Origin of the sequence: Pseudomonas sp. 32_A, assembly GCF_017490905.1 — a bacterium.
In the GTDB taxonomy this organism is placed as follows: Bacteria; Pseudomonadota; Gammaproteobacteria; order Pseudomonadales; family Pseudomonadaceae; genus Aquipseudomonas; species Aquipseudomonas inefficax.
Genome location: NZ_JAFGYI010000004.1, coordinates 154191 through 178198 on the forward strand (window position 1 = coordinate 154191; position 24008 = coordinate 178198).

General features: G+C 61.7%; 19 protein-coding genes and 2 tRNA genes. 16 read left to right on the forward strand and 5 right to left on the reverse strand.

Annotated elements, in window-relative coordinates; all coding sequences use genetic code 11:
• Window positions 1-93: 93 nt before the first annotated feature.
• From ftsH to J5M58_RS04385, 15 genes are all read left to right on the forward strand, one after another.
• Window positions 94-1998, forward strand: a complete 1905-nt coding sequence (gene ftsH, locus J5M58_RS04315; protein ID WP_112250010.1) for an ATP-dependent zinc metalloprotease FtsH — start codon at window positions 94-96, stop codon at window positions 1996-1998.
• Between the two features lie 8 nt (window positions 1999-2006).
• Window positions 2007-2858, forward strand: coding sequence for a dihydropteroate synthase (gene folP, locus J5M58_RS04320; protein WP_207877284.1), 852 nt, complete (start codon window positions 2007-2009; stop codon window positions 2856-2858).
• Window positions 2859-2874: 16 nt separating this feature from the next.
• Entirely contained in the window at window positions 2875-4215 is a 1341-nt protein-coding gene (gene glmM / locus J5M58_RS04325; RefSeq protein WP_207877286.1) for a phosphoglucosamine mutase, read from the forward strand.
• Window positions 4216-4280: 65 nt separating this feature from the next.
• On the forward strand, window positions 4281-5036 hold the full coding sequence (gene tpiA / locus J5M58_RS04330; RefSeq protein ID WP_112250013.1) for a triose-phosphate isomerase: 756 nt from the start codon (window positions 4281-4283) through the stop codon (window positions 5034-5036).
• 4 nt (window positions 5037-5040) lie between these two features.
• Entirely contained in the window at window positions 5041-5439 is a 399-nt protein-coding gene (gene secG, locus J5M58_RS04335) for a preprotein translocase subunit SecG (protein ID WP_112250014.1), read from the forward strand.
• Between the two features lie 18 nt (window positions 5440-5457).
• Window positions 5458-5543 (forward strand) — tRNA-Leu (locus J5M58_RS04340).
• A 100-nt stretch (window positions 5544-5643) separates the two neighbouring features.
• Window positions 5644-5720: transfer RNA gene (locus J5M58_RS04345), tRNA-Met, on the forward strand.
• Between the two features lie 130 nt (window positions 5721-5850).
• Window positions 5851-6309: a ribosome maturation factor RimP gene (rimP, locus tag J5M58_RS04350; RefSeq protein ID WP_003249960.1), complete on the forward strand. Its 459-nt coding sequence runs from the start codon at window positions 5851-5853 to the stop codon at window positions 6307-6309.
• 59 nt (window positions 6310-6368) lie between these two features.
• Complete coding sequence (gene nusA / locus J5M58_RS04355) at window positions 6369-7850, forward strand: transcription termination factor NusA (RefSeq protein WP_009685349.1); 1482 nt, start codon at window positions 6369-6371, stop codon at window positions 7848-7850.
• 27 nt (window positions 7851-7877) lie between these two features.
• Window positions 7878-10406 (forward strand): translation initiation factor IF-2, encoded by a 2529-nt coding sequence (infB, locus tag J5M58_RS04360; RefSeq protein WP_112250015.1) that lies wholly within the window; start codon window positions 7878-7880, stop codon window positions 10404-10406.
• A 117-nt stretch (window positions 10407-10523) separates the two neighbouring features.
• Window positions 10524-10922, forward strand: coding sequence for a 30S ribosome-binding factor RbfA (gene rbfA / locus J5M58_RS04365; protein ID WP_025340699.1), 399 nt, complete (start codon window positions 10524-10526; stop codon window positions 10920-10922).
• Between the two features lie 3 nt (window positions 10923-10925).
• A complete protein-coding gene (gene truB / locus J5M58_RS04370; protein WP_013974284.1) occupies window positions 10926-11843 on the forward strand; it encodes a tRNA pseudouridine(55) synthase TruB in 918 nt (305 codons plus the stop codon).
• A gap of 147 nt (window positions 11844-11990) precedes the next feature.
• A complete protein-coding gene (rpsO, locus tag J5M58_RS04375; protein WP_003249971.1) occupies window positions 11991-12260 on the forward strand; it encodes a 30S ribosomal protein S15 in 270 nt (89 codons plus the stop codon).
• Between the two features lie 250 nt (window positions 12261-12510).
• Window positions 12511-14616: a polyribonucleotide nucleotidyltransferase gene (gene pnp, locus J5M58_RS04380; protein ID WP_114170431.1), complete on the forward strand. Its 2106-nt coding sequence runs from the start codon at window positions 12511-12513 to the stop codon at window positions 14614-14616.
• A 274-nt stretch (window positions 14617-14890) separates the two neighbouring features.
• The gene (locus J5M58_RS04385; RefSeq protein ID WP_025340697.1) at window positions 14891-15241 is read left to right on the forward strand and encodes a BON domain-containing protein; all 351 of its coding nucleotides are present in this window, start codon (window positions 14891-14893) and stop codon (window positions 15239-15241) included.
• Window positions 15242-15320: 79 nt separating this feature from the next.
• Here J5M58_RS04385 and J5M58_RS04390 read toward each other — a convergent pair whose 3' ends face one another.
• Window positions 15321-15623, reverse strand: a complete 303-nt coding sequence (locus J5M58_RS04390) for a putative quinol monooxygenase (RefSeq protein ID WP_207877288.1) — start codon at window positions 15621-15623, stop codon at window positions 15321-15323.
• Window positions 15624-15683: 60 nt separating this feature from the next.
• Between J5M58_RS04390 and J5M58_RS04395 the strand changes: the two genes are divergently transcribed.
• A complete protein-coding gene (locus J5M58_RS04395; RefSeq protein ID WP_112250023.1) occupies window positions 15684-16097 on the forward strand; it encodes a VOC family protein in 414 nt (137 codons plus the stop codon).
• 121 nt (window positions 16098-16218) lie between these two features.
• Here the strand turns inward: J5M58_RS04395 and J5M58_RS04400 are convergent, their stop codons facing one another.
• The 4 genes from J5M58_RS04400 to pgi form a co-directional block, all read right to left on the reverse strand.
• On the reverse strand, window positions 16219-19155 hold the full coding sequence (locus J5M58_RS04400) for a DUF748 domain-containing protein (RefSeq protein WP_207877290.1): 2937 nt from the start codon (window positions 19153-19155) through the stop codon (window positions 16219-16221).
• 78 nt (window positions 19156-19233) lie between these two features.
• The gene (locus tag J5M58_RS04405; protein WP_112250027.1) at window positions 19234-20103 is read right to left on the reverse strand and encodes an oxygenase MpaB family protein; all 870 of its coding nucleotides are present in this window, start codon (window positions 20101-20103) and stop codon (window positions 19234-19236) included.
• A gap of 42 nt (window positions 20104-20145) precedes the next feature.
• On the reverse strand, window positions 20146-22080 hold the full coding sequence (gene acs, locus J5M58_RS04410) for an acetate--CoA ligase (RefSeq protein ID WP_207877291.1): 1935 nt from the start codon (window positions 22078-22080) through the stop codon (window positions 20146-20148).
• A gap of 198 nt (window positions 22081-22278) precedes the next feature.
• Window positions 22279-23943, reverse strand: coding sequence for a glucose-6-phosphate isomerase (gene pgi, locus J5M58_RS04415; protein ID WP_112250031.1), 1665 nt, complete (start codon window positions 23941-23943; stop codon window positions 22279-22281).
• Window positions 23944-24008: the final 65 nt, after the last annotated feature.

The window sequence follows — 24008 nt, forward strand, 5'->3', positions numbered from 1 at the left end:
CTGCGTAGGTAATGTAGTAAGTTAGGGCGATGAATATCATGCGAGGAACGGCTGCGTCGTGCGCCGACCTCAGAGGGTAGCGAATTGAACGACATGGCAAAGAATCTGATCCTGTGGTTGATCATCGCAGCTGTCTTGGTGACGGTGATGAACAACTTCTCCAGCCCTAACGAGCCGCAGACCCTCAACTATTCCGACTTCATCCAGCAGGTCAAGGATGGCAAGGTCGAGCGTGTCACCGTCGACGGCTACATCATTACCGGCAAGCGTGCCGATGGCGACAACTTCAAGACCGTGCGCCCGGCCATTACCGACAATGGCCTGATCGGTGACCTGGTCGACAACCACGTCATCATCGAGGGCAAGCAGCCTGAGCAGCAGAGCATCTGGACCCAGCTGCTAGTCGCGAGCTTCCCGATCCTGGTGATCATCGCCGTGTTCATGTTCTTCATGCGTCAGATGCAGGGCGGTGCGGGCGGCAAGGGCGGGCCGATGAGCTTCGGCAAGAGCAAGGCGCGCCTGCTGTCCGAAGACCAGGTCAAGACTACCCTGGCTGACGTCGCCGGTTGCGACGAGGCCAAGGAAGAGGTTGGCGAGCTGGTCGAGTTCCTGCGCGATCCGGGCAAGTTCCAGCGCCTGGGTGGTCGTATCCCGCGTGGCGTGCTGATGGTCGGCCCGCCTGGTACCGGTAAGACCCTGCTGGCCAAGGCCATCGCCGGTGAGGCGAAAGTGCCGTTCTTCACCATTTCCGGCTCGGACTTCGTGGAAATGTTCGTCGGTGTCGGCGCCAGCCGTGTGCGTGACATGTTCGAGCAGGCCAAGAAGCACGCCCCGTGCATCATCTTCATCGACGAGATCGACGCCGTTGGTCGCCACCGTGGCGCCGGCATGGGCGGTGGTCACGACGAGCGTGAGCAAACCCTCAACCAGTTGCTGGTTGAGATGGATGGTTTCGAGATGAACGACGGCATCATCGTCATCGCCGCCACCAACCGTCCGGATGTGCTCGACCCGGCGCTGCTGCGCCCCGGCCGCTTCGACCGCCAGGTGGTGGTCGGCCTGCCGGATATTCGTGGTCGCGAGCAGATCCTCAAGGTGCACATGCGCAAGGTGCCGGTCGGCGAGAACGTCAATCCGGCGGTCATCGCCCGTGGTACCCCCGGCTTCTCCGGTGCAGACCTGGCCAACCTGGTCAACGAAGCCTCGCTGTTTGCTGCGCGCTCCAACAAGCGCCTGGTCGAAATGAAAGAGTTCGAACTGGCCAAGGACAAGATCATGATGGGTGCCGAGCGCAAGACCATGGTCATGTCCGAGAAAGAAAAGCAGAACACCGCTTATCACGAAGCTGGCCACGCCATCGTCGGCCGCCTGGTGCCAGAGCACGATCCGGTCTACAAGGTTTCGATCATTCCGCGTGGCCGTGCCTTGGGCGTGACCATGTTCCTGCCGGAAGAAGACCGCTACAGCCTGTCCAAGCGCGCACTGATCAGCCAGATCTGCTCGCTGTACGGTGGTCGTATCGCCGAGGAGATGACTCTGGGCTTCGACGGCGTCACTACCGGTGCATCCAACGACATCATGCGTGCCAGCCAGATCGCCCGAAACATGGTGACCAAGTGGGGCCTTTCGGAAAAACTCGGCCCGCTGATGTACGCCGAGGAAGAAGGCGAGGTGTTCCTGGGCCGCAGTGCTGCCAGCCAGCACGCCAGCGTTTCCGGCGAAACCGCCAAGCTGATCGACTCGGAAGTGCGCAGCATCATCGACCAGTGCTACGCCACAGCCAAGCAGCTGCTCACCGATAACCGTGACAAGCTCGATGCCATGGCCGAAGCGCTGATGAAGTACGAGACCATCGACGCCGAGCAGATTGACGATATCATGGCCGGCCGTACCCCCCGCGAACCGCGCGACTGGGATGATGACTCGGCTTCGGGCAAGCCTGCTGCCCAGGGTGATCGCCCGGAATCGCCGATCGGCGGTCCAGCGGCTCAACACTAAGGGCATCTATGAGCTCAGTGCAGTACCCGACCCGGTTGCCTTGCGGCAACCGGGTTCTTGATTTGTCGCGTACCCATGTCATGGGTATTCTCAACATCACCCCTGATTCCTTCTCCGATGGCGGGCGCTTCAATCAGCGCGACGAGGCGCTGCGTCATGCCGAAGCGATGGTTGCCGCAGGCGCCACGCTTGTCGACATCGGCGGCGAGTCCACGCGGCCGGGTGCGCGCGCGGTATCGGTGACCGAGGAGCTGGAGCGGGTGGCCCCCATGGTCGAGGCTATCAACAGCCGCCTCGATGTGGTCATCTCCGTCGATACCTCCACGCCAGCGGTCATGCGTGAAGCGGCGCGCCTCGGTGCAGGGCTGATCAACGACGTGCGTGCGCTGGAGCGCGATGGGGCCCTGGATGCCGCCGCGGATACCGGCTTGCCGGTGTGCCTCATGCACATGCGTGGCGAGCCGGGTAACATGCAGGACGACCCACATTACGAAGATGTGACCGCCGACGTTACGCGTTATCTTGAACAGCGAATGGCGGCCTGTGTTGCGGCGGGCATCGATGAAAACAGAATCATCCTTGATCCGGGCTTCGGTTTCGCCAAGACACTGGCGCACAACCTGAGCCTGTTCAAGCACATGGAAGCGCTCTATCGCCTTGGGCGCCCGCTGCTGGTGGGTGTTTCACGCAAGAGCATGATCGGCCTGACGCTGGAACGTCCGGTCGGCGAGCGGTTGTACGGCAGCCTTGCGCTGGCGGCGTTGGCCATGACCAAGGGGGCGAGCATCCTTCGTGTCCATGATGTGACCGAAACCGTTGATGTGGTGCGCATGATCGCTGCGGTGCAAAGCGCCGAATAAGAACATTGGAGTCCCTATGAGCAGAAAATACTTTGGTACCGACGGCATTCGTGGCCGCGTCGGCGAATACCCGATCACGCCGGACTTCATGCTGAAGCTTGGCTGGGCGGCCGGCATGGCCTTCCGCAAGCAGGGCCACTGCCGGGTGCTGGTTGGCAAGGACACGCGTATCTCCGGTTACATGTTCGAGTCCGCACTCGAAGCCGGCCTGTCCGCGGCAGGTGCCGACGTCATGCTGCTCGGGCCAATGCCTACGCCGGCCATCGCCTACCTGACGCGTACCTTCCACGCCGAAGCCGGCATTGTCATCAGTGCCTCGCACAACCCGCACGATGATAACGGCATCAAGTTTTTCTCTGGCCAGGGGACCAAGCTGCCGGACGAAGTCGAGCTGATGATCGAGGAATTGCTCGACCAGCCGATGACCGTCGTCGAATCGGGCAAGCTGGGCAAGGTTTCGCGCATCAATGATGCCGCCGGCCGCTACATCGAATTCTGCAAGAGCAGCGTGCCGAGCAGCACCAGCTTCGACGGCCTCAAGCTGGTTGTCGATTGCGCCCACGGTGCCACCTACAAGGTCGCGCCAAGCGTGTTCCGCGAGCTGGGTGCCGACGTGACCGTGCTGCATGCCCAGCCCGACGGGTTGAACATCAACGAAGGCTGCGGCTCGACTCATATCGAATCGCTGCAGGCTGCCGTGCTGGTCGGCCATGCCGATCTGGGTATCGCCTTCGACGGTGACGGCGACCGCGTGCTGATGGTTGACCACACCGGCGCCATCGTCGATGGTGACGAACTGCTGTTCATCATCGCTCGCGATCTGCAGGAGCGAGGCAAGCTGCAGGGTGGAGTAGTGGGCACGCTGATGAGCAACCTGGGCCTGGAGCTTGCGCTGAAGGACCTGGATATTCCGTTCGTCCGGGCCAAGGTCGGTGACCGCTACGTCATGGCAGAGCTGCAGGAGCGTGAGTGGCTGGTCGGTGGTGAAAACTCTGGTCACGTCGTGTGCTGCAACCACACCACCACGGGTGACGCGATCATCGCTGCGCTGCAGGTGCTCATGGCGCTCAAGCGTCGTGGTGAAACCCTGGCGCAGGCCCGTCAGGCCCTGCGCAAGTGCCCGCAGGTACTGATCAACGTGCGCTACGGCGCCAGCAAGGTCGACCCGCTGGAGCACCCGGCGGTCAAGGAAGCCAGTGCCAAGGTGACCGATGCCTTGGCCGGCCGCGGTCGCGTGCTGCTGCGCAAATCCGGTACCGAGCCGTTGGTGCGTGTGATGGTCGAGGGCGAGGACGAAAGCCAGGTGCGCATGCACGCAGAAGCGTTGGCCAAACTGGTTAGCGAAGTTTGTGTCTGATGGCGCTTGCCAGCGCAGATAGGGTTGGGTACTATCTGCGCCCACTTTGACCGACGAGGTAAAGCATGCGTCGCCCTATGGTAGCTGGTAACTGGAAGATGCACGGTACCCGCGCTAGCGTCGCTGAGCTTACCGAAGGCTTGAGAAATCTGGCCTTGCCGAGCGGAGTGGAAGTCGCTGTGTTTCCACCAGCCTTGTTCATCAATCAAGTGATCGATGGCCTGGCAGGTAAGGAAATTACTGTCGGCGCACAGAATTCTGCAGTACTACCCGAACAGGGTGCGCTGACCGGAGAAGTTGCTCCGGAACAGCTGGTTGAAGCAGGTTGCAAGTTGGTGTTGATTGGTCATTCGGAGCGTCGCCAGATCATTGGTGAAACCGACGAAGTGCTTAATCGAAAGTTTGCAGCGGCCCAGGCCAAAGGTTTGAAGCCAGTGCTTTGCATAGGGGAAACCCTGGAAGAGCGCGAGGCCGGCAAAACGCTCGAAGTTGTCGGGCGTCAACTAAGCAGTATCATCGAAGCATTCGGTGTTAAGGCTTTTGCCAATGCAGTAATTGCCTATGAGCCTGTATGGGCCATCGGCACTGGCCTTACGGCCACGCCACAGCAGGCTCAGGATGTGCATGCAGCCATCCGCAGCCAGCTGGCGGCAGAAGATGCTGAAGTGGCTGCGAAGGTGCAGTTGCTCTACGGCGGCAGCGTGAAGGCGGCCAATGCGGCCGAACTGTTCGGCATGCCGGATATCGATGGGGGGCTCATTGGTGGGGCTTCCCTGAACGCAGACGAATTCGGTGCAATTTGTCGCGCCGCAGGAAACTGAACAAATGCTGGAAACAGTCATCGTTGTTTTTCATCTGTTGGCAGCGCTGTCGCTTGTAGTGCTGGTTCTGTTGCAACAGGGTAAAGGTGCGGAAGCAGGTGCATCTTTCGGCGCGGGTGCTTCAAATACCGTGTTCGGGAGCCAGGGCTCTGCAACGTTCCTGAGTAAATTAACTGCTATACTCGCTGCCACTTTCTTTTTGACAGCACTTGGGTTAGGATACTTCGCGAAGCAACAAGCTCACCAGCTTAGCCAAGCAGGTCTTCCAGATCCAGCAGTGCTAGAAGTGAAAGAGCCGCAGAAACCGGCAGTTAATGATGATGTACCGGTGCTCCAGCAGCAGAAGAGCGAAACCACTCCGAATGCGGGTGATGTACCTCCTCCGGCACAAGAGCAGAAGTAACGGGTTTCAAGTAGTATTGCCGAGGTGGTGGAATTGGTAGACACGCAACCTTGAGGTGGTTGTGCCCATAGGGTGTAGGGGTTCGAGTCCCCTTCTCGGTACCAATTAAAGCTTGAGAGCCCGCTTTAGCGGGCTTTCTTGCAGGTGAAGGTTTGGATTTGACCCTCGTGAGGGTTCGGTCTTATACTTTTGCCCCAGCTTTGTCGCGGGGTGGAGCAGCTTGGTAGCTCGTCGGGCTCATAACCCGAAGGTCGTTGGTTCAAATCCAGCCCCCGCAACCAGCTTCAGCGGAGCCCCTTTTCAGGGGCTTTTTGCTAACCGAACAGTTTTCGGCGTCGTTGTCCAACGGCGCTTTCAGGGATGGGCGCTTCGCCCATTTTTTATTTGCACAGCATGCACGAGGGGGTTCAGGTGTCGAGCAAGCTAGAACAGTTGCAGGCCTTGTTGGCCCCGGTTGTCGAGGGTCTGGGCTATCAGTGCTGGGGGATCGAATACGTTTCCCAGGGTAAGCATTCGGTACTGCGCATCTACATCGACAAGGAAGGCGGCATCCTGGTGGACGACTGCGAAGCGGTCAGCCGTCAGGCCAGCGCAATCCTCGATGTGGAAGATCCGATCAGCAGTGAGTACACCCTCGAGGTGTCTTCTCCAGGCATGGATCGCCCACTGTTCACTCTGGAACAGTTTGCCTCGCATGCCGGCGAACAAGTGAAGATCAAGCTGCGCTCACCCTTCGAGGGTCGTCGTAACTTCCAGGGCCTTCTCCGCGGTGTGGAGGAGCAGGATGTGGTGGTCCAGGTGGACAATCAAGAGTTCCTGTTGCCGATCGACTCGATCGACAAGGCCAATATTATTCCCAGTTTTGACTGAGACGTGCCGGGCCCGGCGGACTATCCGGGCCCAATGGCTTGCGCAAGGCGAGGCGTACGATGAGCAAAGAAGTACTGCTGGTTGTTGAATCGGTATCCAACGAAAAAGGTGTACCGCCCGGCGTCATTTTCGAAGCGCTGGAAGTGGCTCTGGCCACTGCAACCAAAAAACGTTTTGAAGACGAAGTCGACCTGCGTGTGGAAATCAACCGCCACACCGGTAGCTACGAGACCTTCCGTCGCTGGACCGTGGTCGATGAAGCCGATCTTGATGATCCGGCGATCGAGACCTGGCTCGACAAGATCAAGGACACCCACCCTGAAGCCAAGGTAGGTGACGTGATCGAAGAGAAGATCGAGTCCATCGAGTTCGGACGTATCGCCGCCCAAACCGCCAAGCAGGTCATCGTGCAGAAGGTCCGTGAGGCCGAGCGTGCCCAAGTGGTCGATGCCTACCGCGAACGCGTCGGCGAGATCATTTCCGGTACCGTGAAAAAGGTTACCCGCGACAACGTCATCGTTGACCTGGGCAACAACGCCGAGGCCTTGCTGGCCCGCGAAGACATCATTCCGCGCGAAACCTTCCGTGTCGGCGTGCGCCTGCGTGCGCTGCTGAAGGAAATTCGCACTGAAAACCGTGGCCCACAGCTGATTCTGTCGCGCACCGCGCCGCAGATGCTGATCGAGCTTTTCCGCATCGAAGTGCCGGAAATTGCCGAGGGCCTGATCGAAGTCATGGCCGCTTCCCGTGATCCGGGTTCGCGAGCCAAGATCGCCGTCCGCTCCAAGGACAAGCGTATCGACCCGCAAGGTGCCTGCATCGGCATGCGTGGTTCGCGCGTCCAGGCCGTATCCGGGGAGCTGGGTGGTGAGCGTGTGGATATCGTCCTGTGGGACGATAACCCGGCGCAGTTCGTCATCAACGCCATGTCGCCGGCTGAAGTCGCGGCGATCATCGTTGATGAAGATGCCCATGCCATGGACATCGCCGTCGCCGAGGACAACCTGGCCCAGGCCATTGGCCGTGGCGGTCAGAACGTTCGCCTGGCCAGTCAGCTGACTGGCTGGACCCTGAACGTGATGACCGAGAAGGACATCCAGGCCAAGCAACAGGCCGAAACCGGTGACATCCTGCGCAATTTCATCGATGAACTGGAAGTCGACGAGGAGCTGGCCCAAGTGCTGGTCGACGAAGGCTTCACCAGCCTCGAAGAAATTGCCTACGTACCGTTGGAAGAAATGCTCAACATCGATGGCTTTGACGAGGATATCGTCAATGAGCTCCGCGCTCGAGCCAAGGACCGTTTGTTGACCAAGGCCATCGCTACCGAAGAAAAACTGGCAGACGCCCACCCGGCCGAAGACCTGCTCTCCCTCGAGGGCATGGACAAGGACCTGGCGGCTGAACTGGCGGTGCGCGGCGTGGTTAACCGCGAAGACCTGGCCGAGCAGTCGATCGACGATCTGCTCGACATCGACGGCATCGACGAAGAGCGTGCCGGCAAGTTGATCATGGCCGCCCGAGCCCACTGGTTCGAGTAATTAAGCGCGGCCTGAGGAGAGAAGTGCATGACGCAAGTCACGGTGAAAGAACTGGCCCAAGAGGTCGAGGCACCGGTAGAGCGCCTGCTGCAGCAGATGCGTGAGGCAGGTCTGCCGCACACCGACGCCGGTCAGGTAGTGACCGACAATGAGAAGCAGACCCTGCTGACTCATTTGAAGAGCAGCCACAAGAGCAAGGCGGAAGAACCGCGCAAGATTACCTTGCAGCGCAAAACCACCAGCACCCTGCGTGTCGCCGGTAGCAAGAGCATCAGCGTAGAAGTACGCAAGAAGAAAGTATTCGTGCAGCGCAGCCCGGAAGAAATCCAGGCTGAGCAGAAGCGTGAGCTGGAAGAGCGCCGCGCGGCTGAAAACGCCGCTCGCGACAAGGTCGACGCTGAAGTTCGCCAGCGCAACGAGGAGCAGGCTCGCCGTCAGGCCGCCGAAGCCCCGGCTGCCGCCCCTGCGCCTGCCGCCAAGCCTGAGGCGGCCCCTGCTGCTGCCCCGGCCCCGGTAGTTGCCGACGCTCCCGCGTCCGAAGACGCCGCAGCCCGTGCTGCCGAGCGCAAGAAGGACGAAGCCCGTCGCAACGAAGGTCGCACCCGTGACGAAGACCGTCGCCGTGGCGAGGCTCCGCGCGTGTCGATCAAGGTCAAGGTCAAGGAGAAGGAAAAGGCTCCGACTCCTCGTGCCGCGCCGCGCACCACCGATGAAGAAAGCGATGGCGTACGCCGTGGCCGCGGTGGCAAGAGCAAGCTGAAGAAGCGCAACCAGCATGGCTTCCAGAACCCGACCGGTCCAGTCATTCGTGACGTGACCATCGGTGAGACCATCACCGTCTCGGAACTGGCCCAGCAGATGTCGGTCAAGGCCGCCGAAGTGGTCAAGTTCATGTTCAAGCTGGGTACCCCGGTCACCATCAACCAGGTGCTCGACCAGGAAACCGCTCAGCTGGTCGCAGAAGAACTGGGCCACAAGGTGACGCTGGTCAGCGATACCGCCCTGGAAGACTCCCTGGCCGAATCGCTGAAGTTCGAAGGTGAAGTCGAATCGCGTGCGCCGGTCGTTACCGTCATGGGTCACGTTGACCACGGTAAGACCTCGCTGCTCGACTACATCCGTCGTGCCAAGGTTGCCGCTGGCGAAGCCGGTGGTATCACCCAGCACATCGGTGCTTACCACGTGGAAACCGACCGCGGCATGGTCACCTTCCTCGACACCCCTGGCCACGCTGCGTTCACCGCAATGCGTGCCCGTGGTGCCAAGGCCACCGACATCGTCATCCTGGTAGTGGCGGCGGACGACGGCGTGATGCCGCAGACCCGCGAAGCCGTTCAGCATGCCAAGGCAGCTGGCGTTCCGCTGGTGGTCGCGGTGAACAAGATCGACAAGCCGGGTGCCGACCTCGACCGCATCCGCAACGAGCTGGCCGTCGAAGGCGTGACCTCCGAGGATTGGGGTGGTGATACTCCGTTCGTCAAGGTTTCGGCGAAGATGGGTACCGGCGTCGACGAGCTGCTCGAAGCTGTCCTGCTGCAGGCCGAGATTCTCGAACTGACCGCTACCCCGACCGCTCCGGGTCGTGGTGTGGTTGTCGAATCGCGCCTGGACAAGGGCCGTGGCCCGGTGGCGACCATCCTGGTTCAGGACGGTACCCTGCGTCAGGGCGACATGGTCCTGTGCGGTTCCAACTATGGCCGCGTGCGCGCCATGCTCGACGAGAACGGCAAGCCTGTGAAGGAAGCCGGCCCGTCGATCCCGGTCGAAATCCTCGGCCTGGACGGTACCCCGGAAGCCGGTGACGAGCTGTCCGTGGTTGCCGACGAGAAGAAGGCCCGCGAAGTTGCCATGTTCCGTCAAGGCAAGTACCGCGAGGTCAAGCTGGCCCGCGCTCACGCCGGCAAGCTGGAAAACATCTTCGAGACCATGGGTCAGGAAGAGAAGAAGACCCTCAACATCGTCCTCAAGACCGACGTGCGTGGTTCCCTGGAAGCACTGCAGGGTTCGCTGTCGGGCCTGGGCAACGACGAAGTTCAGGTGCGCGTGATCGGTGGCGGCGTCGGTGGTATCACCGAAAGCGACGCCAACCTGGCGCTGGCTTCGAATGCAGTACTGTTCGGCTTCAACGTGCGTGCCGATGCCGGCGCGCGCAAGATCGTCGAGCAGGAAGGTCTGGATATGCGTTACTACAACGTGATCTACGACATCATCGAAGACGTCAAGAAGGCCCTGACCGGCATGCTCGGCAGCGATGTTCGCGAGAACATCCTGGGTGTTGCCGAAGTCCGTGACGTGTTCCGTTCGCCGAAGTTCGGCGCCATCGCTGGCTGTATGGTCATCGAGGGTACCGTGTACCGCAACCGTCCGATCCGCGTACTGCGCGAAGACGTTGTGATCTTCGAAGGCGAGCTGGAATCGCTGCGTCGCTTCAAGGACGATGCCTCCGAAGTGCGTAACGGCATGGAGTGCGGTATCGGCGTGAAGAGCTACAACGACGTCAAGGTCGGCGACAAGATCGAAGTCTTCGAGAAAGTCCAGGTGGCTCGTACCCTTTAAGGGCGAGCGAGCCGCAAGCGCCCGCTGCAGGGCGGCTTGCGGTACCTCTTCAGGTAGCGCCCGGTCAGGCCATTGGTCTGTCCGGGCGTTTGCCGCTTTAAGTTACAGGTAGCAAGAATGGCCAAAGAATATAGCCGTACCCAACGTATCGGCGATCAGATGCAGCGCGAGCTGGCCGAGCTGATCCGTCGCGAAGTCAAAGACCCGCGTGTCGGTCTGGTTACCATCACTGCCGTCGACGTCAGCCGTGACCTGGGCCATGCCAAGGTGTTCATCACCGTCATGGGCGAGGAAACCCCGGACGCCGTCCAGCAGTCGCTGAAGGCGCTGAACAGCGCTGCAAGCTTCCTGCGTTTGCACCTGGGGCGCTCGATGCAGCTGCGCAGCGTGCCGCAACTGCACTTCCACTTCGATGAAAGTGTCAGCCGCGGTGTACACCTGTCGGCACTGATCGAGCGTGCAGTGGCCGAAGACCGCCTGCACAAGGATGCCGACAAGCCGGACGCCGAGGAGTAAGCGGTGGCCCAGGTCAAACGTATCCGCCGCAACGTCAGCGGCATCATCCTGCTCGACAAGCCGCTGGGCTTCACCTCCAACGCCGCGCTGCAAAAGGTGCGCTGGCTGCTCAATGCGGAAAAGGCCGGCCACACCGGCAGTCTCGACCCGCTGGCAACCGGCGTGCTGCCGCTGTGCTTTGGCGAAGCGACCAAGTTTTCGCAGTACCTGCTCGATTCGGACAAGGGCTACGAAACAGTCATGCAGATGGGGCAGACTACCAACACCGGCGATGCCGAAGGTGAGGTGCTGCAGACCCGCGAGGTGACCGTTGGTCGCGCCGACATCGAGGCCCTGTTGCCGCGTTTTCGTGGCCAGATCAGCCAGATACCGCCGATGTACTCGGCGCTCAAGCGTGACGGCCAGCCGCTGTACAAGCTGGCACGTGCAGGAGAGGTAGTGGAGCGCGAGGCGCGTTCTGTTACTATTGGCCGCTTGGAGTTGCTCGAGTGCGAAGGCACCCGTGCACGGTTGAGCGTAGGATGCAGCAAAGGCACCTATATCCGCACCCTGGTGGAGGATATCGGCGAGGCCCTTGGCTGCGGCGCCTATGTCGCCGAGCTGCGCAGGACCCAGGCCGGGCCCTTCGCGCTGGCACAGACGGTCACCCTCGAGGAACTTGAACAGGCCCACGCCGAAGGCGGTAACGAAGCGCTCGACCGCTTCCTGATGCCCTCGGACAGCGGCCTGCAGGACTGGCCGTTGGTGTGCCTGTCCGAGCACAGTGCGTTCTACTGGCTGCATGGGCAGGCGGTACGCGCGCCGGACGCGCCACAATTTGGCATGGTCCGGGTACAGGATCACAATGCACGCTTCATCGGTATCGGTGAAGTGAGCGAAGACGGGCGCATTGCGCCGCGTCGGCTGATTCGGTCGGAATGACCGAAACCGCGGGGCCAGGCAGTTGCCGAACCCCACGGCATCAAGGGTGGCTGTCAGTAGGCACGGTCACACCTTTTTTATTAATACAGGGATTTGTCCCTGGCCTATTGGACCCCGCATGCGGGATCCGTTATCAGGAGAAGCCAAATGGCCCTCAGCGTTGAAGAAAAAGCTCAGATCGTTGCCGAATACCAGCAAGCCGCCGGCGATACCGGTAGCCCGGAAGTGCAGGTTGCTCTGCTGACCGCCAACATCAACAAGCTGCAAGGCCACTTCAAGGCCAACGACAAAGACCACCACTCCCGTCGTGGTCTGATCCGTATGGTCAACCAGCGTCGTAAGCTGCTGGATTACCTGAAGGGCAAAGACACCACTCGTTACAGCGCCCTGATCGGTCGCCTGGGTCTGCGTCGCTAATAGCGGCCTGGCCAGTGGTGTGCATGGCGTGTCGCAAGCTTCGGCAGGGCTGTTCTGCAGCGCTGTCGTTGGACACGCCACGTGTATCTCCGAGGTTGGCAGCCTGGCAATGCTGAGCGGATTTTCCGCTTGGTGCCAGGCTCCCAGCCTCGTGTTGTATCTGGACGGTCAACGGGGCCGATTCCCTGTTCTGCCCAAGAATTCGCAAGAAACCAGTTCCCCCAGAGCCACTGAAAAAAGGTAGGAAACCGTGAACCCGGTAATCAAGACTTTCCAGTTCGGTCAATCGACCGTTACTCTCGAAACGGGCCGTATTGCCCGTCAGGCAACCGGCGCCGTGCTGGTTACCGTCGACAACGACGTCACCGTGCTGGTGACTGTGGTAGGTGCCAAACAGGCTGATCCAGGCAAGGGTTTCTTCCCGCTGTCGGTTCACTACCAGGAAAAGACCTACGCCGCCGGCAAGATCCCGGGTGGCTTCTTCAAGCGTGAAGGCCGTCCTTCCGAGAAAGAGACGCTGACCTCGCGCCTGATCGACCGTCCGATCCGTCCGCTGTTCCCGGAAGGCTTCATGAACGAAGTGCAGGTCGTCTGCACCGTGGTTTCCACCAGCAAGAAGACCGACCCGGACATCGCTGCGATGATCGGTACCTCGGCTGCCCTGGCCATTTCCGGCATTCCGTTCGAAGGCCCGATCGGCGCCGCCCGCGTTGCCTTCCACGAAAGCACCGGCTACCTGCTGAACCCGACCTACGAGCAACTGGCTGCTTCGAGCCTGGACATGGTCGTTGCCGGTACCGAATCGGCTGTACTGATGGTTGAATCGGAAGCCAAAGAGCTGACCGAAGACCAGATGCTGGGCGCCGTGCTGTTCGCCCACGACGAATTCCAGGCCGTGATCCAGGCCGTCAAGGAACTGGCCGCCGAAGCCGCCAAGCCGACCTGGGACTGGCAGCCAGCCCCGGCCAACGTCGAGCTGATGAACCTGGTCCGTGGCGAGTTCGGCGAAGCCGTTTCGCAGGCCTACACCATCACCCAGAAGGCTGACCGCTACAACCGCCTGGGCCAGCTGCGTGACGAGGCCATTGCCCGTCTGAGCAACGAAGAGACCGGCCCGTCCGCCAGCGCCATCAAGGAAATCTTCGGCGAGCTGGAATACCGCACCGTCCGCGAGAACATCGTCAACGGCAAGCCGCGTATCGACGGCCGTGACACCCGCACCGTGCGCCCGCTGAACATCGAAGTCGGCGTACTGCCGAAGACTCACGGTTCGGCGCTGTTCACCCGTGGCGAGACCCAGGCCCTGGTCGTCGCGACCCTGGGTACCGCCCGTGACGCCCAGCTGCTGGACACCCTGGAAGGCGAGAAGAAAGACCCGTTCATGCTGCACTACAACTTCCCGCCATTCTCGGTGGGTGAGTGCGGCCGCATGGGCGGTGCCGGCCGTCGTGAAATCGGCCACGGTCGCCTGGCCCGTCGTGGCGTGCAGGCCATGCTGCCGAGCGACAGCGAATTCCCGTACACCATCCGCGTGGTTTCGGAAATCACCGAATCCAACGGTTCCAGCTCCATGGCTTCGGTCTGCGGTGCTTCCCTGGCGCTGATGGACGCTGGTGTGCCGATGAAGGCACCGGTTGCCGGTATCGCCATGGGCCTGGTCAAGGAAGGTGACAAGTTTGCCGTCCTGACCGACATCCTGGGTGACGAAGACCACCTGGGCGACATGGACTTCAAGGTAGCCGGTACCGCCAAGGGTGTTACCGCGCTGCAGATGGACATCAAGATCAACGGCATCACCGAAGAGATCATGGAAATCGCCCTGGGCCAGGCCCTGGAAGCGCGCCTGAACATCCTCGGCCAGATGAACCAGATCATCGCCCAGTCGCGTAGCGAGCTGTCGGCCAACGCCCCGACCATGATCGCCATGAAGATCGATACGGACAAGATCCGTGACGTCATCGGTAAAGGCGGCGCCACCATTCGCGCCATCTGCGAAGAGACCAAGGCTTCGATCGACATCGAAGACGACGGCTCGATCAAGATCTTCGGCGAAACCAAGGAAGCGGCAGATGCTGCCAAGCAGCGCATCCTGGGCATCACCGCCGAGGCCGAGATCGGCAAGATCTACGTCGGCAAGGTCGAGCGCATCGTCGACTTCGGTGCCTTCGTCAACATCCTGCCTGGCAAGGACGGCCTGGTGCACATTTCCATGCTGAGCGATGCTCGCGTCGAGAAAGTCACCGACATCCTGAAAGAAGGCCAGGAAGTTGAAGTACTGGTACTGGACGTGGACAACCGCGGCCGTATCAAGCTGTCGATCAAGGATGTTGCCGCAGCCAAGGCTTCGGGCGTCTGAGAATTGCCTCGCAGTAGCTCGCAGTAGAAAGAAGGGCCCCGCAAGGGGCCCTTTTTTTATGCCGGTACGGAACCTTTTGCGGACTTGCATCTTGCATGCAGGTTTATCGTGCAGATTGCAGAATGCACGACGCCGCCAGGATGGATGTTTTGCTAACTCCTTGATTTAAAAGGAAACAAGCGAAACGGCAAAGCTGGCACAGCGCATGCAACTATCCTGATACCTGACGCCAGGACATACGGCGCAGACCTTTCGATAAACAGGAGTGACTCACATGAAGAAGTTCGCCATTGCTGCCGCTACTGCTACCGCTCTGACCCTGACCATGGCCAACGGCGCGTTCGCTGCAGAGCCAACCCAGGCTCCAGTCATGTTGGCCGCGAACACCGTCGACAACGCCAAGCAGGAAGGTTCCGACACCTGGATCACCACCAAGGTGAAAGCGGACCTGCTGACTGAAAAAGGTATTCCAGGCAGCGACATCAAAGTCGAGACCAGCCAGGGCGTCGTCTCGCTGTCGTCTGACGTGGCAGTGACTCAGTCCCAGAAAGAAGAAGCCGTTCGCATTACCAAGAACATCAAAGGCGTCAAGAGCGTCATGTCCGACGGCCTGAAAGCCGAGTAAGGAATGTCCCGTCGGCCAAACGGATTTGGCCACCTTTGCTCCAGGCCCCGGCTTATTGCCGGGGCTTTTCATTGTGCGCCTAGTACACCGGATTACGCGCAACCACATCACTTTCGAAGCATTCCTGCTCGGCTATCAGCGGCTCGACCAATGGTCGGCTATCGCGAAAGTGCGCGGTTTGGGTATGCACTTCATACGCCGCGTCGTCGCGGTAGATCTCGTACAGGTAGATCACATCCGGGTCGACGCGATCTTGCGACACATCGAACACCAGGCAGCCAGGTTCGGTGGCGACGGAAGCTGCCGCATTGACCTTGATCGCATTCAGAAAGTCCTCTGCGCAGCCGGGCTTCACCCGAGTCTTGATGAACAGGCTATACACAAGTCGCTCCTTTTGTTTTAAATTCGACTATGAATTGTATACAAAAATGGAGCTTCGCCAATGTCCGAATTGCCTGTCCGCCCTGGTCGCCTGAACGGCCTGCGCCATATCGCCTTGCTGGTACCGAACCTGGAAGAGTGCGAGCGCTTCTACGTCGATGTGCTGGGCATGGAAGTGCTGAACCGCGCCAATGAAGACCTGGTGTACCTGACCTGCGGTAACGACAACCTGTCGTTGGGGCGCGGGGCCGGGGCGGCCAATGGTTTGCAGACTTTGGACCATTATGGGTTCATCGTCGATAGCGTGGAGGAGCTGGAGGCTTGGTACCAGTACTTCAAGGCCCATGGCGTGACTTTGCTGGATCGGCCGTTCAATCATGGTGACGGGGCGCGCAGCTTCCACCTGCTGGACCCGGCAGGGAACAAGGTGCAGCCGCTTTATCACCCGGCGGTGTCGGGGCAGCGGTTGGTGTGAAGCCTGTACCGGCCTCTTCGCGGGTAAACCCGCTCCCACAGGTACTGCACAAACCTTGAGCAGTGCGCGATCCCTGTGGGAGCGGGCAAGCCCGCGAAGGGGCCAGACCTGCTAGTAGAAGTTACTCAGCATCCAGATGCATCGGCGTCACCACCCGCCCATCGCTCTCGGCCTGGCCCAGGCTGGTATCGATGAAGTACACCCGGTCATCTTCCAGCTGGCCCTTGTCGACCAGGTAATCCTTGATGCTGCTGGCCCGCTCCTGGCCAAGTGTACGCAGCAGCGCGGTACTTTCGGCCCAGGACTTGATCACCGCCTCGCGCAGCTTGGCGGTGCGCTCGTCGCGGCCCAGTTGCTCCCACTCGGCAGGCGGTTGCTGTTTCAGGCGGTTACGGTAGATGCCTTCGAGCATCGCCGGTTTGTCGCTGTCGTCGACCACCAGCATCGACGCATTGGCCGGTACTTTGTCGCCGCGACGCTGCAGGATCTTGTACCAGGTGGCCTGGTACTCACGCTCCAGGCGCTGCTGGGCGATCAATGGGCCGTCGCTGGCCTGGGCGCTGGTGCCTTCGATTTCCAGGCGCAGTTCCGGGCGTTCCTTCAAGGCCGACGCCAGCTTGTCCAGCGATGCCTGGGCGTCGCCATTGAGCTCGCTGGAGCCCGGGGCGAAGGACACATTGCCCAGGTCTTCCGAGCCACCGCCGGCAACCAGCCCGCCAATGAACTTGAACGGTGCCTGCGCCGCACGCAACACCAGATTGCGCAGGGTTTGCCAGACGATCGGCATCACGCTGAACTGCGGGTTGTTGAGGTCGCCCGACACCGGCAGCTCGATCGAGATCTTGCCTTCGGTATCCTTCAGCAGCGCCACCGCCAGGCGGATCGGCAGGTCTACTGCGTCCGGGCTGTCGACCTTCTCGCCCAACTGCAACTGCTCTACCACTACCTTGTTCTCGGCCTTCAGCTGGCCATTGGTGATCAGGTAGTGCAGGTCGAGGTTGAGCCGGCCCTTGCGGATACGGAAGCCGGCGAACTTGCCAGAGTAGGGGGTGAGCGTGGTCAGCTCGACCCGCTTGAAGCTGGTGGCGATATCCAGGCTGGCCAGCGGATTGAACGGGTTCAGGGCGCCTTTGATGGTGACCGGCGCATAGCGGTCGACCTTGCCCTTGACGTCGACCTTGGCCGGCACCGGCTTGCGGTTGTCGATGGTGCCGACCCGGCCGTTGAGCTGCTGGATGGCGGTGGCGAAGTTGGGTGTGAGGGACAGGTCGGCGAAGTTGGCCGAGCCGTCGTTGATGTCGATCTGGCCGATGTGGATACCCAGCGGCTTGTCATTGCTGGCCGCGGTCGGCTTCGCCTGGCTGCTCGCCGGGGCGTCGGCCGGCTGCGGGATCAGCAGGTCATTGATGTTGGTGGTGCGGTCTTCGTTGATGATGAAGCGTGCATAGGGTTGCAGCAGTGTCACCTTGTCGATCGACAGCGCATCGCCGTGAACGTAGGACAGGCCGTCGACGTTCACCTGCTGCCATTTGACGAAGTCGCGGCTCTTGATGGTGTCGAGGGTGTGCAGCTGGCTGACCTGGGCCTTGCCGGTGACGCTGAAGGCCAGCGGTGCGGTGTTCTTCAGATCGACCTTGAGATCGCTGGCGAGCATGCCGCTGCGCAGCTCCAGCAGGATGAACGGGCTGATATAGGCCTGGGCCACCCGCAGGTCGATGTCGCGGCTGCTTACGTCCAGCTTGGCCCAGATGGGCGCCAGGTTGACCTGGCCGGCAGCCTGCAGTTTGCCTTGCTTGCCCACGCCAGTATCGAGCTTGAGGGTGAAGGGCGACTTGTTGAGGCTGTCGAAACCTTGCAGGTCGGCATTGAGCGGGCCGACATCGAGGGCCACTGGCTCCTTCTGGGTACGGTCTGCCAGGTGCACCAGGTAGTTACGCAGCTGCACATCCTTGAGCAGTACCTGCCAAGGTTTGCTCGGCTCCTTGACGGCTTGCTGTTCTGGCGTGGGCTCGGCGGTGGCTGGTTCGGCCTTTTCCTTCGGCGTGGCCTTGGCCGGCTGGCTGGCGAACAGCTTCTGCCAGTCGAGTTGGCCGTCCTTTTCCAGCGCGGCCCAGGTTTCCAGTTTTTCGCTGCGGATCTTGCCCATGGTGACCAGCTGCTTGACCAGGTCGACCGAGGTTTCGCTCACTTCCAGGCTGGCCAGGCGTGCCAGCGGGCGGCCATCCGGGGCCTTGATGGCGAACGGTGCAATGCGCACCGACGCGTTGTCCAGCAATAGCTCGGTCTGCTTGGCGAGGTTGAGCTTGTAATGAGTGTCGAGGCTGACCACGCCGTCTTCCAGTACCAGTGGCACCGCATCGCGCACATAGGGCCAGAATGCCTTCATCCTCCCTTCGGTGATTTTCAGTGTGCCTTCAGAGGCGATCGGCGCCAGGCTCAGCGTGCCTTTCCAGTCGATGCGCCCGCCGTTGGGGCCGATGGCCACCAGGGCCATGTCGGCATTGTCGTTGGGCAGTGTGCTGAGGTTCTTCAACTCCAGGTTCATGTTGTCGTAGAGGAACTCGATCGGCTCGCTCGGGCGCAGGTCCTCGAAGTGCAGGTAGCCGTCGCTGAGCTTGATGCTGCCGATGCGTAGCGGGAACGGGTCGCTGGGCGGCTCGTCAGGCTTGGCTTCGCTGGCTGGCAGCTTGAACAGGCGGGTCAGGTTGAGAGTACCGTCCTTGGCGAACAGCACTTCGTTGCGTGGCTTGACCAGTTCCACAGCGTCCAGGTGCAAGGCGCCGCTCCACAGGCTGTCGAGCGAGAGGTTGGCGTAAAGCCGATCGAAGCCGACCTGCTCCTTGCCCGGCTCGCCGATCTGCAGGCCCCACAGCGTCAGCTCGAGGCTGAAGGGGTTGAGCTCGATCCGTTCGAGGTGGGCAGGTACGGTTGCGTACTGGGCCAACTGCTGATTGGCGATGCGCAGCGCGACACCGGGAAGAACGAGAAAGCCGAGAAGGCTGTAGAGGGCTACCAAGGCCAGCAGTGCGCCAGCGGCGCGAGTCAATCCTTTGTACATGTGTCGCTTCGTCTGTCTAAGCAGGAGAGCTTGGAGTATGGCACGTTAAATCAGTTCCGCTGAGGCGACCATTCGACTTCATTCGATGCCCATGCGCCGTTTGGCACGGTGCGCCGAGCCGTCACGCATCGCCCAGCGCAGTACTGGCGCGGTGCGTTGCAGGCCCAGGCGGATCATGCGCCGCTGCAACGGGCCGTGCTGTAGCCCAAGCATGGCCTGGGCCCAGCCCGGCAGCAGGTCGATACCGGCATGCAGCATCAGCTTGCCCACCGGCTGTGCCAGGCGGCTGGGAGCGGGGGCATCGAGCAGGATGCCGACCACCTCATGGCTGCGTGCGTCGCAGTGCAACTGTGGGCGCATGCGCTGGAGGAAGTCCTCGACCTGCTGGCATGAGCGCGGCACGTCGCGGGCGCCAAGGCGCTCGGCAATCAATGCGATTTCTGCGTAGTAGGCATCCTGCTCGGCGCGCGCAAGCTGCGGGTTGCGGTAACGCAGGTGGGCGGCGAGGAAGCTGCTGACTTCCGCCACATGCACCCAGGTCAGCAGGTCCGGGTCGCTGGCCGCATACGGGCGGCCATCCGGCGCGGTGCCGGTCACCTGCAGGTGGATGGTGCGCACCTTGTCGATCAGCCACTCGGCATCGCGGGTGGCGCCGAAGGTGGTGCCGGAGATGAATTGGCTGGTACGGCGCAGGCGGCCGAGCAAGTCTTCACGGAAGTTGGAATGGTCCCACACCCCGGCCAGGGCCAGCGGGTGCAGCAACTGCAGCATGAGGGCACTGATGCCGCCGACCAGCATGCTCGGGAAGTCGCCATGTACCCGCCAGCTGATGCTGTGCGGGCCGAACAGGCCCGGGTCGCCCTTGGGCGACTCCAGGTCGAGCTGGCCGAGGGCCAGCCCGGTAAGGCTCATGACCTGGGTTTCGATGCGGCGGCGAAGGGCTTCCATGGCGACCTGTGGTTCAGGGCGGCCATGAACAGCAGCCGCCGGTTACTGGTTGAGGCGTTTGTCGATCAGGCCCTGCACCACGCTGGGGTCGGCCAGGGTCGAGGTATCGCCCAGGTTGTCCAGCTCGTTGCAGGCGATCTTGCGCAGTATACGCCGCATGATCTTGCCTGAGCGTGTCTTGGGCAATGCCGGGGCCCACTGGATCAGCTCGGGCTTGGCGAAACTGCCGATTTCCTTGCTGACCAGGGCCAGCAACTCGGCTTTGAGCGCGTCGTCCGGCGTTACGCCATTCATGGGCGTGACGAAGGCGTAAACGCCTTGGCCCTTGAGGTCGTGGGGGTAACCGACCACCGCCGCTTCGGCGACACTGTCATGCAGTACCAGCGCGCTTTCCACTTCGGCGGTACCGATGCGGTGGCCGGAAACGTTGATCACGTCGTCGATACGCCCGGTGATCCAGTAGTCGCCATCGGCGTCGCGGCGGGCGCCGTCGCCGGTGAAGTAATAGCCGGGCATCGGTTTGAAATAGGTGTCGACCATGCGCTGATGGTCGCCGTAGACGCTGCGGATCTGCCCTGGCCAACTGGCCTTGATCGCCAGCAGGCCGGCGCCGGGGCCTTCGATGAGCTTGCCCTTTTCGTCCAGCAGCACGGGTTGCACGCCGAACATGGGCTGGGTAGCACAGCCGGGCTTGAGCGACTGCGAGCCGGGCAGCGGGGTGAGCATGATGCCGCCGGTTTCGGTCTGCCACCAGGTATCGACGATGGGGCAGCGCTTTTGCCCTACTTCCTCGAAATACCACTCCCAGGCTTCGGGGTTGATCGGCTCGCCGACGCTGCCCAGCAGGCGCAGGCTCTGGCGTGAAGTGCTCTGCAGCGGCGCGGAGCCCTCGCGCATCAGCGCCCGCAGGGCGGTTGGGGCGGTGTAGAAGATGTTCACCTGGTGTTTGTCCACCACTTGCCAGAAGCGCGAGGTGTCCGGGTAGTTGGGCACACCTTCGAACATCAGCGAGATCGCGCCGTTGGCCAGAGGGCCATAGACGATGTAGCTGTGGCCGGTGACCCAGCCGACATCGGCGGTGCACCAGAACACCTCGCCTTCTCGGTAGTCGAACACCACCTTGAAAGTGAGGGTGGCCTGTAGCAGGTATCCGCCGGTGGTGTGCAGCACTCCTTTGGGTTTGCCTGTGCTGCCGGAGGTATAGAGGATGAACAGCGGGTCTTCGGCGCCCATCGGCTCGGGGGCGCAGTCGTCGCCGGCCTTTTCCGTTGCCTCGTGGTACCAGAGGTCACGGCCTTCGGCCCAGGCGACATCGCCGCCGGTGCGGCGCACCACGAATACGCTGCTGACCGCGGGGCAACTGGCCAGGGCCTTGTCGACGTTCTGTTTCAGCGGGATACATTTGCCGCCGCGCACGCCTTCATCGGCGGTGATCACCGTACGGCAGTCGGCATCTAGGATACGGTCGCGCAGGGCATCGGGCGAGAAGCCGCCGAACACCACTGAGTGGATGGCACCGATGCGGGTGCAGGCGAGCATGGCGAAGGCGGCCTCGGGGATCATCGGCATGTAGATGCACACCCGGTCGCCTTTCTTCACCCCGCGTGCTTTCAGTGCATTGGCCAGGCGGCAGACCTGACGGTGCAGTTCGCGGTAGGAGATGGCCTTGGAGTCCTTGGGGTCATCGCCTTCCCACAGCAGGGCGGTCTGTTCGCCGCGTCGGGCCAGGTGGCGGTCGATGCAGTTGTAGCTGACGTTGAGCTGGGCGCCGTCGAACCAGCGGGCGTTGCCGGTCTTCAGGTCGCATTGCTGCACGCTCGACCAAGGCTTGATCCAGTCCAGGCGCTTGGCCTGTTCGGCCCAGAAGGTGTCGGGGTCATCCACCGACTGGCGGTAGAGGCGGCGGTACTCGTCGGGGGTGAGGGCGGCGGACTGGCTGACGGCCAGGGCCTGGGGGTAGTTGCGGATATCGAACATGGCGGGTGGTCCTGCTCTTGTAAGGGGCGATGGACTGCAACGGCTATTCGATAGGACAGTGTAGCTGGGAGAGGTGTTCAACCTGTACCGGCCCCTTCGCGGGTAAACCCGCTCCCACAGGTACTGTACAGCTCTCAAGAACTGTGCGATCCCTGTGGGAGCGGGTTTACCCGCGAAGAGGCTGGTGCAGGTTTCAGGTTACCCGCGGTGACGGCCGCGGAAGTAGTTGATCAGGCCTTGGGTGGAGCCGTCTTCGGCGCTGTCTTCCAGGCTGCCGACCAGGCGTTGGTAAACGCCCTTGCCCAGCTCCTTGCCCAGCTCCACGCCCCACTGGTCGAAGGCGTTGATGCCCCAGATCACGCTCTGTACGAAGACCTTGTGCTCGTACATCGCCACCAGCGCGCCCAGGCGGCGCGGGCTGATGCGCTCCACCACCAGGGTGTTGCTCGGGCGGTTGCCCGGGATCACCTTGTGCGGTGCCAGCTTCTCGATGTCCGCTTCGTTCAGGCCTTTCCCACGCAGCTCTGCTTCGGCTTCTTCGCGGGTTTTGCCCAGCATCAGCGCCTGGCTCTGCGACAGGCAGTTGGCGTACAGCCACTGATGATGGTCAGCCACCGGGTTGAAGCTCACCACCGGCACGATGAAGTCGGCCGGAATCAGCTGGGTGCCCTGGTGCAGTAGCTGGTGGTAGGCATGCTGGCCGTTGCAGCCGACGCCGCCCCAGATCACCGGGCCGGTGTCGGTTTTCACCGGGGTGCCGTCCTGCAGCACGCTCTTGCCGTTGGACTCCATGTCCAGCTGTTGCAGGTGCTTGGTAATGTTGCGCAGGTAGTGGTCGTACGGCAGGATCGCGTGGCTGCTGGCGCCCCAGAAGTTGCCGTACCACACGCCCAGCAGGGCCAGCAGCACCGGCATGTTCTTTTCGAACGGCGCGGTCTGGAAGTGCTGGTCCATGGTGTAGGCGCCGGACAGCAGTTCCTTGAAGTTGGCGGTACCGATGGCCAGGGCGATCGGCAGGCCGATGGCCGACCACAGCGAGTAACGCCCGCCTACCCAGTCCCACATCGGGAAGATGTTTTCTTCGCGGATGCCGAAGGCCACGGCGGCGGCCTTGTTGCTGGAAACGGCGATGAAGTGGCGGTACAGCTCGGCTTCCGAGCCGCCTTGGGCCAGGTACCAGGTACGCGCGGCCATGGCATTCTTCAGGGTCTCGAGGGTGTTGAACGATTTCGACGAGACGATGAACAGCGTGGTTTCGGCGCGCAGGTTGGCTGACAGCTCGTGGAACTCACTGCCGTCGATGTTCGCCAGGTAGTGGCAGCGCACACCGCGCTGGGCATAGGGCAGCAGCGCCTCGGAGACCAGCTCGGGGCCGAGGAACGAGCCACCGATACCGATGTTGACCACATCGGTGATCGGTTTTTCGCTGTAGCCGCGCCACAGTCCGTCGTGGATACGGCCGACCAGTTCGGTGATCTGGTTGAGCACCTTGTGTACTTCCGGCATGACGTTCACGCCGTTGACGCTGAGCTTGTCGCCTACCGGCCGGCGCAGGGCGGTGTGCAGCACCGGGCGGCCTTCGGAGGCGTTGATGATTTCGCCGGCGAACATCGACTTGATGGCGTCCTGCAAGCCCACTTCGTTGGCCAGGTTCACCAGCAGGTCGCGGCTTTGTTCAGTGATCAGGTTTTTCGAATAGTCGAGGAACAGGCCACAGGAGCTCAGGGAGAACTGGTCGAAGCGCTTGGCATCGGCGGCGAACGCTTCGCGCATGCTGAAGCCTTGCATGGCGTCGCGGTGTTGCTGGAGCGCCTGCCAGGCGGGCAGGGCCGTGACATCGTGGGGTGTACGGTAATACGCCATTGCGCGGGGTTCCCTTGGTGCGTGGTGAGACCTTGGACACGGCACTCATTGCCGGGTTCAGGCTG

Bases quoted from the DNA above. Each gene is read 5' to 3' on its own strand.
- ftsH (WP_112250010.1), top strand. From the start codon at position 94: ATGGCAAAGAATCTGATCCTGTGGTTGATCATCGCAGCTGTCTTGGTG.
- folP (WP_207877284.1), top strand. From the start codon at position 2,007: ATGAGCTCAGTGCAGTACCCGACCCGGTTGCCTTGCGGCAACCGGGTT.
- glmM (WP_207877286.1), top strand. From the start codon at position 2,875: ATGAGCAGAAAATACTTTGGTACCGACGGCATTCGTGGCCGCGTCGGC.
- tpiA (WP_112250013.1), top strand. From the start codon at position 4,281: ATGCGTCGCCCTATGGTAGCTGGTAACTGGAAGATGCACGGTACCCGC.
- secG (WP_112250014.1), top strand. From the start codon at position 5,041: ATGCTGGAAACAGTCATCGTTGTTTTTCATCTGTTGGCAGCGCTGTCG.
- nusA (WP_009685349.1), top strand. From the start codon at position 6,369: ATGAGCAAAGAAGTACTGCTGGTTGTTGAATCGGTATCCAACGAAAAA.
- infB (WP_112250015.1), top strand. From the start codon at position 7,878: ATGACGCAAGTCACGGTGAAAGAACTGGCCCAAGAGGTCGAGGCACCG.
- rbfA (WP_025340699.1), top strand. From the start codon at position 10,524: ATGGCCAAAGAATATAGCCGTACCCAACGTATCGGCGATCAGATGCAG.
- rpsO (WP_003249971.1), top strand. From the start codon at position 11,991: ATGGCCCTCAGCGTTGAAGAAAAAGCTCAGATCGTTGCCGAATACCAG.
- J5M58_RS04385 (WP_025340697.1), top strand. From the start codon at position 14,891: ATGAAGAAGTTCGCCATTGCTGCCGCTACTGCTACCGCTCTGACCCTG.
- J5M58_RS04395 (WP_112250023.1), top strand. From the start codon at position 15,684: ATGTCCGAATTGCCTGTCCGCCCTGGTCGCCTGAACGGCCTGCGCCAT.
- J5M58_RS04400 (WP_207877290.1), bottom strand. From the start codon at position 19,155: ATGTACAAAGGATTGACTCGCGCCGCTGGCGCACTGCTGGCCTTGGTA.
- J5M58_RS04405 (WP_112250027.1), bottom strand. From the start codon at position 20,103: ATGGAAGCCCTTCGCCGCCGCATCGAAACCCAGGTCATGAGCCTTACC.
- acs (WP_207877291.1), bottom strand. From the start codon at position 22,080: ATGTTCGATATCCGCAACTACCCCCAGGCCCTGGCCGTCAGCCAGTCC.
- pgi (WP_112250031.1), bottom strand. From the start codon at position 23,943: ATGGCGTATTACCGTACACCCCACGATGTCACGGCCCTGCCCGCCTGG.